The sequence below is a fragment of the Paraburkholderia sp. A1RI-2L genome, from assembly GCF_048957375.1.
Taxonomy (GTDB): Bacteria; Pseudomonadota; Gammaproteobacteria; order Burkholderiales; family Burkholderiaceae; genus Paraburkholderia.
Map to the genome: position 1 here is coordinate 3,038,845 of NZ_JARBTA010000001.1, position 14,327 is coordinate 3,053,171.

Below are 14,327 nucleotides of genomic sequence, written 5' to 3' on the forward strand. Positions count from 1 at the left end.
TTGGCGCTCTTACATGTGGTTGACTTCGTCGGGCAGCGTGTAGAAGGTCGGGTGGCGATAGATCTTGTCGCCGGCCGGCTCGAAGAGTTCGGCCTTCTCGCCGGGATCCGAAGCCGTGATCGCCGACGACGGCACCACCCAGATACTCACGCCTTCCTGACGACGCGTGTAGACGTCGCGCGCCATGCGCAGCGCCATCGACGCGTCGCTGGCGTGCAGGCTGCCGCAGTGCTTATGGTCGAGGCCCTGTTTGCTGCGCACGAACACTTCCCAGATTGGCCATTCCTTGTTCATCGTGGATCTCCTTGCTTCCTGTGTATGGGTTATGCGGCGTGCTTTTCGGCGCGTTGACGCTGCTTTTCGGCGTGGGCGAGGGCGGCTTCGCGTACCCACGCGCCTTCGTTGTGCGCTTTCACGCGTGTGCCGAGACGCTCTCGATTGCACGGACCGTCGCCGTTCACGACGCGCCAGAATTCCTCCCAGTCGATCGTGCCGTAATCGTAGTGGCCGCGTGCCTCGTTCCATTTCAGATCGGGGTCGGGCAGCGTGACGCCGAGCACCTTGGCCTGCTCGACCGTGGCATCGACGAACTTCTGGCGCAGATCGTCGTTGGAGATGCGCTTGATCCCCCATTTGGCGGACTGGTTGCTGTGGACCGAATCGGCGTCGCTCGGGCCGAACATCATCAGCACCGGCCACCACCAGCGGTTCACCGCCTGCTGGACCAGCTCGCGCTGCGCTTCGGTGCCTTGCATCATGGCGAGCAGGGCGTCGAAGCCCTGGCGCTGGTGGAACGACTCTTCCTTGCAGATGCGGATCATCGCGCGTGCATATGGGCCGTAGGTGCAGCGGCACAGCGGGATCTGGTTCATGATCGCGGCGCCGTCGACGAGCCAGCCGATTACGCCGACATCGGCCCACGTGGGCGTCGGGTAATTGAAGATGCTCGAATACTTGGCCTTGCCGGCGTGGAGCGCATCGACCAACTGGTCGCGCGAAACGCCGAGCGTTTCCGCCGCGCTATAGAGATAGAGGCCGTGGCCCGCTTCGTCTTGCACTTTGGCGAGCAGGATGGCCTTGCGCTTGAGGCTCGGCGCGCGCGAGATCCAGTTGCCTTCCGGCAGCATGCCGACCACTTCCGAGTGCGCGTGCTGCGAAATCTGGCGCACGAGCGTCTTGCGATAGGCTTCGGGCATCCAGTCCTGCGGCTCTATCTTGCCGTCCGCGGCCATGATGGCGTCGAATTGCGCCTGCTCTGGCGAGGCCGCGTCCGCATCGAGCGGGGCGACATTGCCGGGAATGTCGAGGGATTGCGTGTACATGAAGACGCTCTCGTCGGTGTTGGGTATGGCGCAGTATAAACCAACCGACCGGTCGGTAAATCAATTTTTTGCGCTTTGTCAAAAGGAGCCCGGGTCTCGAGTGAATGTCGGATGCTCCGCTACTGAGTTTTAGCGGATGGAAGGCCGGGCCGGGCGGATTTAGCGCGTGGCTTGCGCTGTCGTCGGGCACTGCTTTTGTCGGGAGGATGGAAGGTCGCGGGCCGGGCTATGCGGCACAATGAGCGCTTTGCCGGTTACTCCCCCCTCGCTCCCGGATGAAGATTTCCCTCGTCACCACCGCAGCTGGTTCCGCGCTGCTCGTCGCACTCGCCTGTTCCACGCCCCTTTTTGCCGAACAGCCTTCTGGCGCCCCATGGGTGACGAGCTGGGCGACGCCGCTTCAGGCCATTCCGCAACGCGATGCGCTGCCGCCGCTCTATCGTGCGCCGGACGTTGCTGGCCGGACAGTCAGGCAGATCGTCTATCCGACGCTCGGTGGCGAGGTGGCTCGCGTGCATATCAGCAATCTCTATGGACGCACGCCGCTGGTGATTGAGGCAATGGCGATTGCGCCTTCTGCCGGGGGCGCGGCAGTCAGCGAGGCCGGAACGGTGCGAGTGACGTTTGGCGGGCGGACGTCGGTGTCATTGCCGCCCGGCGCCGATCTCGATAGCGATCCGGTTCGAATTGGCCTGAAGCGCGGCGCGCCGTATGCGGTCAGCACCTACATGGGAGCGCAGCAGAAGATGGTCGCCTGGCATCGGGTAGCGAATCAGTTGAATTATGTGTCCCGGCCCGGCGACCACGTGGCTGATCCGTCTATTGGCGCATTCACGCAGCGCTTCACGCAATACGCGTGGGTGACGGGGCTGGCGGTCGAGGTGCCGGGGGCGGTGACGATTGCCGCGATCGGCGACTCCATCACCGACGGCATGCGATCCTCGCTCAATGAAAACCGGCGTTGGCCCGATGCGCTGGCGCGCCGTCTCGCTCGAGAGCAGGGCGCCAATTTGGCCGTGATCAACATGGGTATCAGCGGTAACCGTCTATTGAGCAACTCGCCGTGCTATGGCGAGGCACTCGAGCGCCGCTTCGGGCGCGACGCGCTGCGTCCGGGCGTGAGGACGGCTGTCCTGCTAATCGGCATCAACGACATCAACTTCCAGGCGATGCCGGCGCGTTCTGGCCTCGACTGCGATTTTCCGCATACGCACGTGAATGCCGATGATCTGATCGCCGGGTATCGGCGTGTGATTGTTGCGGCGCACGCGCGTGGCGTACGCATTCTCGGCGCGACGCTCACGCCCGCAGCGCTGCCTCCGGAGCGCGAAGCGATCCGTGCGAAAGTGAACGAGTGGATCCGCACGAGTCATGCGTTCGACGGCGTGGTGGACTTCGATGCGGCGCTGCGCAACCCGGCTGATCCGCTGCGCCTGCGCAGCGAATACGACAGCGGCGACCATATTCACCCGAGCGACGCGGGCTACGCGGCGATGGCGAATGCCGTGTCACTGGCCGCGCTGGTCGGGAAGTGAGAAATTTACCCGGAGGGGCTTGCGCATCGGTTTCGCTAGCGCTAAGATTCGCCCCCTTCGCCAGCTGAAGTCCGGCAGCGAAGCCTGCCGCGAGAAACGGCGGGGCGTGAAGTCATCAGTTTTTAAACGGCGACGTTAAAAAAGATGTTGACGAAACGCGAAAGAGTCTGCATAATCTCGTTTCTCTGCTGCTGATGCAGCAACGCAGAAAACGCCGGGTAGTTCGAAGTGGTTCCGGTGTCTTGTGCGACGCGATCTTTAAAAATTTACAGCCGATAAGTGTGGGCGCTTGATGGGTTTCGTGACCTGGTGATTCTTTCGGGAATGGCCGGGAGTAGCGAAAGTATCAAGAGTCTCACACAAAAGTAAGTCAGGTTTTTGAATTTATTCAGAACCTGTCAGCTTTGAGTGAGCGACCTGTCTCGAGAGGGACAGAAAACAGTAACAGGTATTGAACTGAAGAGTTTGATCCTGGCTCAGATTGAACGCTGGCGGCATGCCTTACACATGCAAGTCGAACGGCAGCACGGGTGCTTGCACCTGGTGGCGAGTGGCGAACGGGTGAGTAATACATCGGAACATGTCCAGTAGTGGGGGATAGCCCGGCGAAAGCCGGATTAATACCGCATACGATCTGTGGATGAAAGCGGGGGATCGCAAGACCTCGCGCTATTGGGGTGGCCGATGGCAGATTAGGTAGTTGGTGGGGTAAAGGCCTACCAAGCCGACGATCTGTAGCTGGTCTGAGAGGACGACCAGCCACACTGGGACTGAGACACGGCCCAGACTCCTACGGGAGGCAGCAGTGGGGAATTTTGGACAATGGGCGCAAGCCTGATCCAGCAATGCCGCGTGTGTGAAGAAGGCCTTCGGGTTGTAAAGCACTTTTGTCCGGAAAGAAAACCTCTGGGTTAATACCCCGGGGGGATGACGGTACCGGAAGAATAAGCACCGGCTAACTACGTGCCAGCAGCCGCGGTAATACGTAGGGTGCAAGCGTTAATCGGAATTACTGGGCGTAAAGCGTGCGCAGGCGGTTTTGCAAGACCGATGTGAAATCCCCGGGCTTAACCTGGGAACTGCATTGGTGACTGCAAGGCTAGAGTATGGCAGAGGGGGGTAGAATTCCACGTGTAGCAGTGAAATGCGTAGAGATGTGGAGGAATACCGATGGCGAAGGCAGCCCCCTGGGCCAATACTGACGCTCATGCACGAAAGCGTGGGGAGCAAACAGGATTAGATACCCTGGTAGTCCACGCCCTAAACGATGTCAACTGGTTGTCGGGCCTTCATTGGCTTGGTAACGTAGCTAACGCGTGAAGTTGACCGCCTGGGGAGTACGGTCGCAAGATTAAAACTCAAAGGAATTGACGGGGACCCGCACAAGCGGTGGATGATGTGGATTAATTCGATGCAACGCGAAAAACCTTACCTACCCTTGACATGGACGGAATCCTGGTGAGAGCCGGGAGTGCCCGAAAGGGAGCCGTCACACAGGTGCTGCATGGCTGTCGTCAGCTCGTGTCGTGAGATGTTGGGTTAAGTCCCGCAACGAGCGCAACCCTTGTCCCCAGTTGCTACGCAAGAGCACTCCGGGGAGACTGCCGGTGACAAACCGGAGGAAGGTGGGGATGACGTCAAGTCCTCATGGCCCTTATGGGTAGGGCTTCACACGTCATACAATGGTCGGAACAGAGGGTTGCCAAGCCGCGAGGTGGAGCCAATCCCAGAAAACCGATCGTAGTCCGGATCGCAGTCTGCAACTCGACTGCGTGAAGCTGGAATCGCTAGTAATCGCGGATCAGCATGCCGCGGTGAATACGTTCCCGGGTCTTGTACACACCGCCCGTCACACCATGGGAGTGGGTTTTGCCAGAAGTGGCTAGTCTAACCGCAAGGAGGACGGTCACCACGGCAGGATTCATGACTGGGGTGAAGTCGTAACAAGGTAGCCGTATCGGAAGGTGCGGCTGGATCACCTCCTTTCCAGAGCTCATTGCGAAGCACATTGAAGCGCTCACACTTGTCGGCTGTAGAAAAGACAGACTCAGGGGTCTGTAGCTCAGTCGGTTAGAGCACCGTCTTGATAAGGCGGGGGTCGATGGTTCGAATCCATCCAGACCCACCACTTTGTCTGCCAGAGGCGGAGGCAATCCCTTGAGTATGTGACTGGGGGATTAGCTCAGCTGGGAGAGCACCTGCTTTGCAAGCAGGGGGTCGTCGGTTCGATCCCGTCATCCTCCACCAATCCCTAATGCACAGCGTTCTGCTGAAGTTCAGCAGAGCCTTTTGCATTGGCGATTGAGCCAGTCAGAGCGGTATGAAAATATCGGCTGTCGTTCTTTAACAATCAGGAAGAAGTAGTAAAGAGATTTATCTGAAACACACTTAGAGATGGGTGTGGAGTAGGTGAATCAGGGTTGTGATTGTATCGATGTATTTTTAAGTTCCTCGAAAGAGGGCTTTGGAATACGGCACAACGCGAAAACTCAGCCTGTAGCGAGTGAGTCCGGAGCGGGAAACCGCGGCGAGACACACCCGTTATAGGGTCAAGCGAACAAGTGCATGTGGTGGATGCCTTGGCGATCACAGGCGATGAAGGACGCGGTAGCCTGCGAAAAGCCCCGGGGAGCTGGCAAACAAGCTTTGATCCGGGGATGTCCGAATGGGGAAACCCACTCCGAATGGAGTATCCGTGACTGAATACATAGGTCACGTGAAGCGAACGCGGCGAACTGAAACATCTAAGTAGCCGCAGGAAAAGAAATCAACCGAGATTCCCAGAGTAGTGGCGAGCGAAATGGGATCAGCCTGCATTCTTTATCTGTACCGTTAGTCGAACGCTCTGGAAAGTGCGGCCATAGCAGGTGATAGCCCTGTAGACGAAAACGGAACGGAAGAACTAGGGATGCGACAAGTAGGGCGGGACACGTGAAATCCTGTCTGAAGATGGGGGGACCATCCTCCAAGGCTAAATACTCGTGATCGACCGATAGTGAACCAGTACCGTGAGGGAAAGGCGAAAAGAACCCCGGGAGGGGAGTGAAACAGATCCTGAAACCGCATGCATACAAACAGTCGGAGCCTCGCGAGGGGTGACGGCGTACCTTTTGTATAATGGGTCAGCGACTTACATTCAGTGGCAAGCTTAACCGAATAGGGCAGGCGTAGCGAAAGCGAGTCCGAACAGGGCGTCCAGTCGCTGGGTGTAGACCCGAAACCAGGTGATCTATCCATGGCCAGGTTGAAGGCACGGTAACACGTGCTGGAGGACCGAACCCACTAACGTTGAAAAGTTAGGGGATGAGCTGTGGATAGGGGTGAAAGGCTAAACAAACCTGGAAATAGCTGGTTCTCTCCGAAAACTATTTAGGTAGTGCCTCGTGTATCACCTTCGGGGGTAGAGCACTGTCATGGTTGATGGGTCCATTGCGGATTACGTCGCCATAGCAAACTCCGAATACCGAAGAGTGCAATCACGGGAGACAGACATCGGGTGCTAACGTCCGGTGTCAAGAGGGAAACAACCCAGACCGCCAGCTAAGGTCCCCAAATATGGCTAAGTGGGAAACGAAGTGGGAAGGCTAAAACAGTCAGGAGGTTGGCTTAGAAGCAGCCACCCTTTAAAGAAAGCGTAATAGCTCACTGATCGAGTCGTCCTGCGCGGAAGATGTAACGGGGCTAAGCCATATACCGAAGCTGCGGATGCACATTTATGTGCATGGTAGGAGAGCGTTCCGTAAGCCTGCGAAGGTGCACCGGAAGGTGTGCTGGAGGTATCGGAAGTGCGAATGCTGACATGAGTAGCGATAAAGGGGGTGAAAGGCCCCCTCGCCGTAAGCCCAAGGTTTCCTACGCAACGTTCATCGGCGTAGGGTGAGTCGGCCCCTAAGGCGAGGCAGAAATGCGTAGCTGATGGGAAGCAGGTCAATATTCCTGCACTAGTGTTGAATGCGATGGGGGGACGGATCGCGGAAGGTTGTCCGGGTGTTGGAAGTCCCGGTCGCTGCATTGGAGAAGGCGCTTTGGCAAATCCGGGCGCGCAATTCAAGGGTGTGGCGCGAGCTTCTTCGGAAGCGAAGCAACTGGAAGGGGTTCCAGGAAAAGCCTCTAAGCTTCAGTTCAACATTAACCGTACCGCAAACCGACACAGGTGGGCGAGATGAGTATTCTAAGGCGCTTGAGAGAACTCGGGAGAAGGAACTCGGCAAATTGGTACCGTAACTTCGGGATAAGGTACGCCCTGGTAGCTTGAGGAGCCTGCGCTCCGAGGGTGAAGGGGTTGCAATAAACTGGTGGCTGCGACTGTTTAATAAAAACACAGCACTCTGCAAACACGAAAGTGGACGTATAGGGTGTGACGCCTGCCCGGTGCCGGAAGATTAAATGATGGGGTGCAAGCTCTTGATTGAAGTCCCGGTAAACGGCGGCCGTAACTATAACGGTCCTAAGGTAGCGAAATTCCTTGTCGGGTAAGTTCCGACCTGCACGAATGGCGTAACGATGGCCACACTGTCTCCTCCCGAGACTCAGCGAAGTTGAAGTGTTTGTGATGATGCAATCTCCCCGCGGCTAGACGGAAAGACCCCATGAACCTTTACTGTAGCTTTGCATTGGACTTTGAACCGGTTTGTGTAGGATAGGTGGGAGGCTGTGAAGTGTGGACGCCAGTCTGCATGGAGCCGTCCTTGAAATACCACCCTGATCTGTTTGAGGTTCTAACCTTGGCCCGTGATCCGGGTCGGGGACAGTGCATGGTAGGCAGTTTGACTGGGGCGGTCTCCTCCCAAAGTGTAACGGAGGAGTACGAAGGTACGCTAGGTACGGTCGGAAATCGTGCTGATAGTGCAATGGCATAAGCGTGCTTGACTGCGAGACTGACAAGTCGAGCAGGTGCGAAAGCAGGTCATAGTGATCCGGTGGTTCTGTATGGAAGGGCCATCGCTCAACGGATAAAAGGTACTCTGGGGATAACAGGCTGATACCGCCCAAGAGTTCATATCGACGGCGGTGTTTGGCACCTCGATGTCGGCTCATCTCATCCTGGGGCTGTAGCCGGTCCCAAGGGTATGGCTGTTCGCCATTTAAAGAGGTACGTGAGCTGGGTTTAAAACGTCGTGAGACAGTTTGGTCCCTATCTGCCGTGGGCGCTGGAAGTTTGAGGGGGCCTGCTCCTAGTACGAGAGGACCGGAGTGGACGAACCTCTGGTGTACCGGTTGTCACGCCAGTGGCATTGCCGGGTAGCTATGTTCGGAAGAGATAACCGCTGAAAGCATCTAAGCGGGAAACTCGCCTCAAGATGAGACTTCCCCGGGGACTTGATCCCCTTGAAGGGTCGTTCGAGACCAGGACGTTGATAGGTCAGGTGTGGAAGCGCAGTAATGCGTTAAGCTAACTGATACTAATTGCCCGTAAGGCTTGATCCTATAACAGGTGTGTCTTGAGAACAGACGCACGGTTGAGAGATCGGTGTTGTGCCGGAAACAACACAACCCCAAGAAACAGCACCTCTTTACGCTTCTTCCCGATTGGCTGTGGCGCCAGGTTGACCCAAACCCGTGCGACGCAGCAACCCGTCATGCCTGATGACCATAGCGAGCTGGTCCCACCCCTTCCCATCCCGAACAGGACCGTGAAACAGCTCCACGCCGATGATAGTGCGGATTGCCCGTGTGAAAGTAGGTAATCGTCAGGCTCCTTATTGCGAAACCCCGGCCCTAAAAAGCCGGGGTTTTTGCTTTTTCGCTCTCCCTATAAGTGAGAGCGTTGTGGGTTCAGCGCCGAATAAAGTGCTTGACACGGTTCGGATGTTAAACCATAATCATCAGTTCTCTGCGGAGGGGTGCCCGAGTGGCTAAAGGGGGCAGACTGTAAATCTGTTGGCTTACGCCTACGTTGGTTCGAATCCAACCTCCTCCACCAGAATTCAGCTGTAGTTAGTGTCGGGAATTGACGAAGAGTCGGCAAATCCTTGCGGGTGTAGCTCAATGGTAGAGCAGAAGCCTTCCAAGCTTACGACGAGGGTTCGATTCCCTTCACCCGCTCCAGCGAAGTATTAAGCGGTTTTAGAGCAGTTTTCGCCCATGTGGCTCAGTGGTAGAGCACTCCCTTGGTAAGGGAGAGGTCGGCAGTTCGATCCTGCCCATGGGCACCAGCCGGTATCTAGCAGGCCTCCAGAGGCCTCGCATTGAGCAGGCAGCAGCAACCAGTGATTGTTTGCGCGCCCCGCGCATCGTACGGAAAAATCCTCTTAGGAGTCGAAAATGGCCAAGGGTAAGTTTGAGCGGACCAAGCCGCACGTGAACGTGGGCACGATCGGTCACGTTGACCACGGCAAGACCACGCTGACGGCAGCGATCACGACGGTTCTCACGCAGAAATTCGGCGGCGAAGCGAAGGCGTACGACCAGATCGACGCAGCGCCGGAAGAAAAGGCACGTGGTATTACCATCAACACCGCGCACGTCGAGTACGAAACGGCTAACCGCCACTACGCACACGTCGACTGCCCGGGCCACGCTGACTACGTGAAGAACATGATCACGGGCGCGGCACAGATGGACGGCGCAATCCTGGTGTGTTCGGCCGCTGACGGCCCGATGCCGCAAACGCGTGAGCACATCCTGCTCGCCCGTCAGGTTGGCGTGCCTTACATCATCGTGTTCCTGAACAAGTGCGACATGGTCGACGACGCCGAGCTGCTCGAGCTGGTCGAAATGGAAGTGCGCGAACTCCTGTCGAAGTACGACTTCCCGGGCGACGACACGCCGATCATCAAGGGTTCGGCCAAGCTGGCGCTCGAAGGCGACAAGGGCGAACTCGGCGAAGTGGCGATCATGAACCTGGCCGACGCGCTGGACACGTACATCCCGACGCCGGAGCGTGCTGTTGACGGCGCGTTCCTGATGCCGGTGGAAGACGTGTTCTCGATCTCGGGTCGCGGCACGGTGGTGACGGGTCGCGTCGAGCGCGGCATCGTCAAGGTCGGCGAGGAAATCGAAATCGTCGGTATCAAGCCGACGGTGAAGACGACCTGCACGGGCGTGGAAATGTTCCGCAAGCTGCTCGACCAGGGTCAGGCAGGCGACAACGTCGGTATCCTGCTGCGCGGCACGAAGCGTGAAGACGTGGAGCGTGGCCAGGTTCTGGCCAAGCCGGGTTCGATCACGCCGCACACGCACTTCACGGCTGAAGTGTACGTGCTGAGCAAGGACGAAGGCGGCCGCCACACGCCGTTCTTCAACAACTACCGTCCGCAGTTCTACTTCCGTACGACGGACGTGACGGGCTCGATCGAGCTGCCGAAGGACAAGGAAATGGTCATGCCGGGCGACAACGTGTCGATCACGGTGAAGCTGATCGCTCCGATCGCGATGGAAGAAGGTCTGCGCTTCGCAATCCGCGAAGGCGGCCGTACCGTCGGCGCCGGCGTGGTTGCGAAGATCATCGAGTAAGTTTTTGCCAGTCTCGTTGATCGACTAAGTGGTTTCGGGGTTGGCGATGCCGCCAACCCCAAAATGGTTTAGGGGTATAGCTCAACTGGCAGAGCGTCGGTCTCCAAAACCGAAGGTTGGGGGTTCGATTCCCTCTGCCCCTGCCAACTTCCCGCGCCTCTGGCGCGTTGTTCTTTCAGGTGTTATGGCGAATCCTTCCGTCGAAACTGTTAATACTTCCAGCGACAAGCTGATGCTTGCGGCGGGCGTATTGTTGGTTGTGGCCGGGTTCGTAGGGTTCTACTGGCTCGGTAGCCAGGAGTGGTATGTCCGCGGTGCGGCGCTCGCAGTGGGCGTGATCGCGGGGGTGGTAGTCGGTCTTCTTTCGGCGCCCGGCAAGAGCTTCATCGCGTTTGCCAAAGACTCGTACAAGGAAGTTCGCAAGGTCGTCTGGCCGACTCGCAAAGAGGCTACGCAAACGACACTGGTGGTCTTCGGTTTTGTGCTGGTAATGGCCATCTTTCTCTGGGTTTGCGACAAATCCATTGAATGGGTGATTTTCTCGGCGATTCTGGGTTGGAAATGATATGAGCGATACACCGGTATCCCCGAGCGGAAAACGTTGGTATGTGGTGCACGCCTACTCCGGTATGGAGAAGAGCGTGCAACGTGCGCTTCAGGAGCGCATCGACCGTGCTGGCATGCAAGACAAGTTTGGCCAGATCCTCGTGCCGACTGAAGAAGTGGTCGAGGTGAAGGGGGGTCACAAATCGGTGACGGAACGTCGTTTCTTCCCGGGCTATGTCCTGGTTGAGATGGAGATGACGGACGAAACGTGGCACCTCGTGAAGAACACGGCAAAGGTGACCGGTTTTGTCGGCGGGGCGCGTAATCGCCCGAGCCCGATTTCGCCGCGCGAAGTCGAAAAGATCATGTCGCAGATGCAGGAAGGCGTTGAGAAGCCGCGCCCCAAGACCCTGTTCGAAGTCGGCGAGATGGTCCGCGTGAAGGAAGGTCCCTTCACGGACTTCAACGGCAGCGTCGAAGAAGTCAACTACGAAAAATCGCGCGTTCGGGTCTCCGTCACCATTTTTGGTCGCGCCACACCGGTCGAACTCGAATTCGGCCAGGTCGAAAAGCTGTAAATCGAATACGACGGATCGCATCTTTGGTGCGGTCCGTTTTTCCGCGCTTACGGTCCGCGTGATGGCCGTAGAGGAGCGTCAGTAGTTCAGTCGGCTGTAGATGTCGCCAAAGCAGTTGGCACAGCGAAGATTGCAGCGAACGCGCGCTACCACTCACCTGAACGCTCACGCGTTCCAATGAGGTTTTCAACATGGCAAAGAAAATCATTGGCTTTATCAAGCTGCAGATTCCTGCAGGTAAAGCCAACCCGTCGCCGCCGGTCGGTCCGGCACTGGGCCAGCGCGGCCTGAACATCATGGAGTTCTGCAAGGCGTTCAACGCGCAGACCCAAGCGATGGAACCGGGTCTGCCGATTCCGGTCGTCATCACGGCATTCGCGGACAAGAGCTTCACGTTCGTCCTGAAGACGCCGCCGGCTACGGTCCTGATCAAGAAGGCAGCGAAGGTCGACAAGGGTTCGGCCAAGCCGCACACCGACAAGGTCGCTACGATCACGCGCGCGCAAGCCGAAGAGATCGCCAAGACCAAGATGCCGGACCTCACGGCAGCGGATATGGACGCAGCGGTCCGCACGATCGCTGGTAGCGCCCGTTCGATGGGCATCGTCGTGGAGGGCGTGTAAATGGCTAAGGTTTCGAAGCGTCAAAAGGCACTCGCCGCCAAGGTCGATAGCCAGAAGCTGTATCCGATCGTCGACGCACTGTCGCTCGTGAAGGAATGCGCCACGGCGAAGTTCGACGAGTCGATCGACGTCGCAGTTCAGCTCGGCATCGATGCGAAGAAGTCGGACCAGGTCGTTCGCGGTTCGGTCGTGCTGCCCGCAGGTACGGGTAAGTCGGTTCGCGTCGCTGTGTTCGCACAAGGCGAAAAGGCTGAGCAAGCCAAGGCTGCTGGTGCAGAGATCGTCGGCATGGAAGACCTCGCCGAACAGATCAAGGGCGGCAACCTGAACTTCGACATCGTGATCGCTTCGCCGGACACGATGCGCGTCGTCGGTACGCTCGGTCAGATCCTCGGCCCGCGCGGCCTGATGCCGAACCCGAAGGTCGGCACCGTGACGCCGGACGTCGCCACCGCGGTCAAGAACGCGAAGGCAGGTCAGGTGCAATTCCGTGTCGACAAGGCCGGTATCATTCACGCGACCATCGGCCGTGCATCGTTCGAGCCGACCGCGCTGCGCAGCAACCTGGACGCGCTCCTCGAAGCGCTGACCAAGGCGAAGCCGGCAACGAGCAAGGGCGTGTACCTGCGCAAGATCGCTGTCTCGAGCACGATGGGCGTCGGCGTTCGCGTCGATCAGTCGTCGCTGGCAGCCTGATTGCCGCAATAAGCGTCGCAACAGTTTTGCCGCGCTGAGGTCTGGAACGAAGTTTGCTGCCGATCGCAGCGCGGATTTAAAGGGCTTTGGGCGGTTGTGAGGTGGCAGTTTGCATCGCACGACCGGTTGTCAAAGACCGTTGGTGGAGGCGCAGTCGTTGGGTGCTTCCTTAATGCAAGCCAACGCAGATGGCGAACCCGAAAAAGTTTTGAAGTGTTGATGTGAGCAGGGCAGGCGGCAACGCCTGACGATGCAAGCTGATTTACTCCGGACTGGTCGGTCGCCGTTGTTGAATGCGGCACTTGGCGCGAGAGCGTTGGGTGTCGAATCTGGAGGTTAACCGTGCCACTGAACAAAGAAGGTAAGCAGGCCGTCGTGGCTGAAGTCTCCGCGCAAGTCGCGAAGGCTCAGACCGTCGTGTTGGCCGAGTATCGTGGAATCGCGGTTGGCGATCTGACCAAGCTGCGCGCGAAAGCGCGTGAGCAGCAGGTGTACCTCCGCGTGTTGAAGAACACGCTGGCGCGTCGCGCTGTTGAAGGTACCCCGTTTGCTCCGCTGGCAGAGCAGATGACTGGCCCCCTGATCTACGGCATCTCGGAAGATGCCATTGCTGCCGCGAAGGTCGTCAACGACTTCGCGAAGGGCAATGACAAGTTGGTCATCAAGGCTGGTTCCTACGAAGGCAAGGTGATGGACAAGGCAGGCGTGCAAGCGCTGGCCAGCATCCCGAGCCGCGAAGAACTGCTCTCGAAGCTGTTGTTCGTTATGCAAGCCCCGGTTTCCGGCATGGCGCGTGCTCTTGCAGCGCTGGCGGAAAAGAAGCAAGCCGAAGCTGCGTAATAACGACAGGCAAGCGAGAAAGATCGCTAGCTGTTTCCGAATTCAAATCTGGAGTAATTTCAAATGGCAATCGCAAAAGAAGACATCCTCGAAGCCGTTGGCTCGATGTCGGTTCTCGAACTGAACGAACTGGTCAAGGCTTTCGAAGAGAAGTTTGGCGTGTCGGCAGCTGCTGTGGCAGTCGCTGGCCCGGCAGGCGGCGGCGCAGCTGCTGCTGCTGAAGAGCAGACCGAATTCACGGTCAACCTGCTCGAAGCAGGCGCGAACAAGGTTTCGGTCATTAAGGCCGTTCGTGAACTGACGGGTCTCGGCCTGAAGGAAGCGAAGGACCTGGTCGACGGCGCACCGAAGCCCGTGAAGGAAGCGGTGCCCAAGGCTGCTGCTGAAGAAGCGAAGAAGAAGCTGGAAGAAGCCGGCGCGAAGGCTGAAATCAAGTAAGTTTCAGCGCGCTGTGCGAAGGCTGGCGGTTTTTACACCGCCGGCCTTTTTGTGCTTTGTGGGTTCTGCGTTTTTGTGTTCGATTTTTTGAAGATCGGAGGCGGGATGCGGGACCCAGAAGCCAAAGAAAAACGTCTTGTGCAGGGTGGGATTTTGATCGCCGTCTGTGCGCACGACGCTTCTCTTTGTCTTCTGAAGCGACTGCAGAAGGCAAGTTTGGTCGGGCAGCGGGCAAGTTATGACAAGCCGGTATCCGCTGCCGTCAGCCAGCGGTTGGTAGAGGCCAACCACCAA

The 14,327-nt window shown here is 57.9% G+C and carries 11 protein-coding genes, 6 tRNA genes and 3 rRNA genes; 17 read left to right on the forward strand and 3 right to left on the reverse strand.

Annotated elements, in window-relative coordinates; all coding sequences use genetic code 11:
* Positions 1 to 9: 9 nt before the first annotated feature.
* Positions 10 to 294 carry a 1,2-phenylacetyl-CoA epoxidase subunit PaaB gene (gene paaB / locus PWP93_RS13885; protein ID WP_134747545.1) on the reverse strand — a complete coding sequence of 95 codons (285 nt, stop codon included), beginning with the start codon at positions 292 to 294 and terminating at the stop codon, positions 10 to 12.
* A 29-nt stretch (positions 295 to 323) separates the two neighbouring features.
* Positions 324 to 1,322 carry a 1,2-phenylacetyl-CoA epoxidase subunit PaaA gene (gene paaA, locus PWP93_RS13890; RefSeq protein WP_421024935.1) on the reverse strand — a complete coding sequence of 333 codons (999 nt, stop codon included), beginning with the start codon at positions 1,320 to 1,322 and terminating at the stop codon, positions 324 to 326.
* Positions 1,323 to 1,597: 275 nt separating this feature from the next.
* Here paaA and PWP93_RS13895 point away from each other — a divergent pair, with 275 nt between their 5' ends.
* The 17 genes from PWP93_RS13895 (at position 1,598) to rplL (ending at position 14,033) form a co-directional block, all read left to right on the forward strand.
* Positions 1,598 to 2,857, forward strand: a complete 1,260-nt coding sequence (locus tag PWP93_RS13895; RefSeq protein WP_421044868.1) for an SGNH/GDSL hydrolase family protein — start codon at positions 1,598 to 1,600, stop codon at positions 2,855 to 2,857.
* Positions 2,858 to 3,310: 453 nt separating this feature from the next.
* Positions 3,311 to 4,843: ribosomal RNA gene (locus PWP93_RS13900) — 16S ribosomal RNA — on the forward strand.
* A gap of 65 nt (positions 4,844 to 4,908) precedes the next feature.
* A tRNA-Ile gene (locus PWP93_RS13905) sits at positions 4,909 to 4,985 on the forward strand.
* Between the two features lie 43 nt (positions 4,986 to 5,028).
* A tRNA-Ala gene (locus PWP93_RS13910) sits at positions 5,029 to 5,104 on the forward strand.
* A 300-nt stretch (positions 5,105 to 5,404) separates the two neighbouring features.
* A 23S ribosomal RNA gene (locus PWP93_RS13915) occupies positions 5,405 to 8,284 on the forward strand.
* A 155-nt stretch (positions 8,285 to 8,439) separates the two neighbouring features.
* Positions 8,440 to 8,553: ribosomal RNA gene (gene rrf, locus PWP93_RS13920) — 5S ribosomal RNA — on the forward strand.
* The 16S, 23S and 5S rRNA genes sit together here with 5 tRNA genes alongside, the layout of an rRNA operon.
* A gap of 141 nt (positions 8,554 to 8,694) precedes the next feature.
* Positions 8,695 to 8,780 (forward strand) — tRNA-Tyr (locus PWP93_RS13925).
* Positions 8,781 to 8,831: 51 nt separating this feature from the next.
* Positions 8,832 to 8,905: transfer RNA gene (locus PWP93_RS13930), tRNA-Gly, on the forward strand.
* A 32-nt stretch (positions 8,906 to 8,937) separates the two neighbouring features.
* A tRNA-Thr gene (locus PWP93_RS13935) sits at positions 8,938 to 9,012 on the forward strand.
* Positions 9,013 to 9,121: 109 nt separating this feature from the next.
* Positions 9,122 to 10,312: an elongation factor Tu gene (gene tuf / locus PWP93_RS13940; protein ID WP_377784958.1), complete on the forward strand. Its 1,191-nt coding sequence runs from the start codon at positions 9,122 to 9,124 to the stop codon at positions 10,310 to 10,312.
* 70 nt (positions 10,313 to 10,382) lie between these two features.
* A tRNA-Trp gene (locus PWP93_RS13945) sits at positions 10,383 to 10,458 on the forward strand.
* A 38-nt stretch (positions 10,459 to 10,496) separates the two neighbouring features.
* Positions 10,497 to 10,877 (forward strand): preprotein translocase subunit SecE, encoded by a 381-nt coding sequence (gene secE, locus PWP93_RS13950; RefSeq protein WP_028222169.1) that lies wholly within the window; start codon positions 10,497 to 10,499, stop codon positions 10,875 to 10,877.
* A 1-nt stretch (position 10,878) separates the two neighbouring features.
* Positions 10,879 to 11,436 carry a transcription termination/antitermination protein NusG gene (gene nusG / locus PWP93_RS13955; RefSeq protein ID WP_322059086.1) on the forward strand — a complete coding sequence of 186 codons (558 nt, stop codon included), beginning with the start codon at positions 10,879 to 10,881 and terminating at the stop codon, positions 11,434 to 11,436.
* A 191-nt stretch (positions 11,437 to 11,627) separates the two neighbouring features.
* Positions 11,628 to 12,059 carry a 50S ribosomal protein L11 gene (rplK, locus tag PWP93_RS13960; protein WP_027821100.1) on the forward strand — a complete coding sequence of 144 codons (432 nt, stop codon included), beginning with the start codon at positions 11,628 to 11,630 and terminating at the stop codon, positions 12,057 to 12,059.
* Positions 12,060 to 12,755 carry a 50S ribosomal protein L1 gene (gene rplA / locus PWP93_RS13965; RefSeq protein WP_421044869.1) on the forward strand — a complete coding sequence of 232 codons (696 nt, stop codon included), beginning with the start codon at positions 12,060 to 12,062 and terminating at the stop codon, positions 12,753 to 12,755.
* Between the two features lie 342 nt (positions 12,756 to 13,097).
* Positions 13,098 to 13,595: a 50S ribosomal protein L10 gene (gene rplJ, locus PWP93_RS13970; protein WP_028222172.1), complete on the forward strand. Its 498-nt coding sequence runs from the start codon at positions 13,098 to 13,100 to the stop codon at positions 13,593 to 13,595.
* A gap of 63 nt (positions 13,596 to 13,658) precedes the next feature.
* Positions 13,659 to 14,033 (forward strand): 50S ribosomal protein L7/L12, encoded by a 375-nt coding sequence (rplL, locus tag PWP93_RS13975; RefSeq protein ID WP_027821097.1) that lies wholly within the window; start codon positions 13,659 to 13,661, stop codon positions 14,031 to 14,033.
* Between the two features lie 3 nt (positions 14,034 to 14,036).
* Here rplL and PWP93_RS13980 read toward each other — a convergent pair whose 3' ends face one another.
* On the reverse strand, positions 14,037 to 14,324 hold the full coding sequence (locus PWP93_RS13980; protein WP_322059088.1) for a hypothetical protein: 288 nt from the start codon (positions 14,322 to 14,324) through the stop codon (positions 14,037 to 14,039).
* Positions 14,325 to 14,327 lie beyond the last annotated feature (3 nt).

Bases quoted from the DNA above. Each gene is read 5' to 3' on its own strand.
- nusG (WP_322059086.1), top strand. From the start codon at position 10,879: ATGAGCGATACACCGGTATCCCCGAGCGGAAAACGTTGGTATGTGGTG.
- paaA (WP_421024935.1), bottom strand. From the start codon at position 1,322: ATGTACACGCAATCCCTCGACATTCCCGGCAATGTCGCCCCGCTCGAT.
- tuf (WP_377784958.1), top strand. From the start codon at position 9,122: ATGGCCAAGGGTAAGTTTGAGCGGACCAAGCCGCACGTGAACGTGGGC.
- PWP93_RS13895 (WP_421044868.1), top strand. From the start codon at position 1,598: ATGAAGATTTCCCTCGTCACCACCGCAGCTGGTTCCGCGCTGCTCGTC.
- secE (WP_028222169.1), top strand. From the start codon at position 10,497: ATGGCGAATCCTTCCGTCGAAACTGTTAATACTTCCAGCGACAAGCTG.
- rplK (WP_027821100.1), top strand. From the start codon at position 11,628: ATGGCAAAGAAAATCATTGGCTTTATCAAGCTGCAGATTCCTGCAGGT.
- rplA (WP_421044869.1), top strand. From the start codon at position 12,060: ATGGCTAAGGTTTCGAAGCGTCAAAAGGCACTCGCCGCCAAGGTCGAT.
- paaB (WP_134747545.1), bottom strand. From the start codon at position 294: ATGAACAAGGAATGGCCAATCTGGGAAGTGTTCGTGCGCAGCAAACAG.
- rplL (WP_027821097.1), top strand. From the start codon at position 13,659: ATGGCAATCGCAAAAGAAGACATCCTCGAAGCCGTTGGCTCGATGTCG.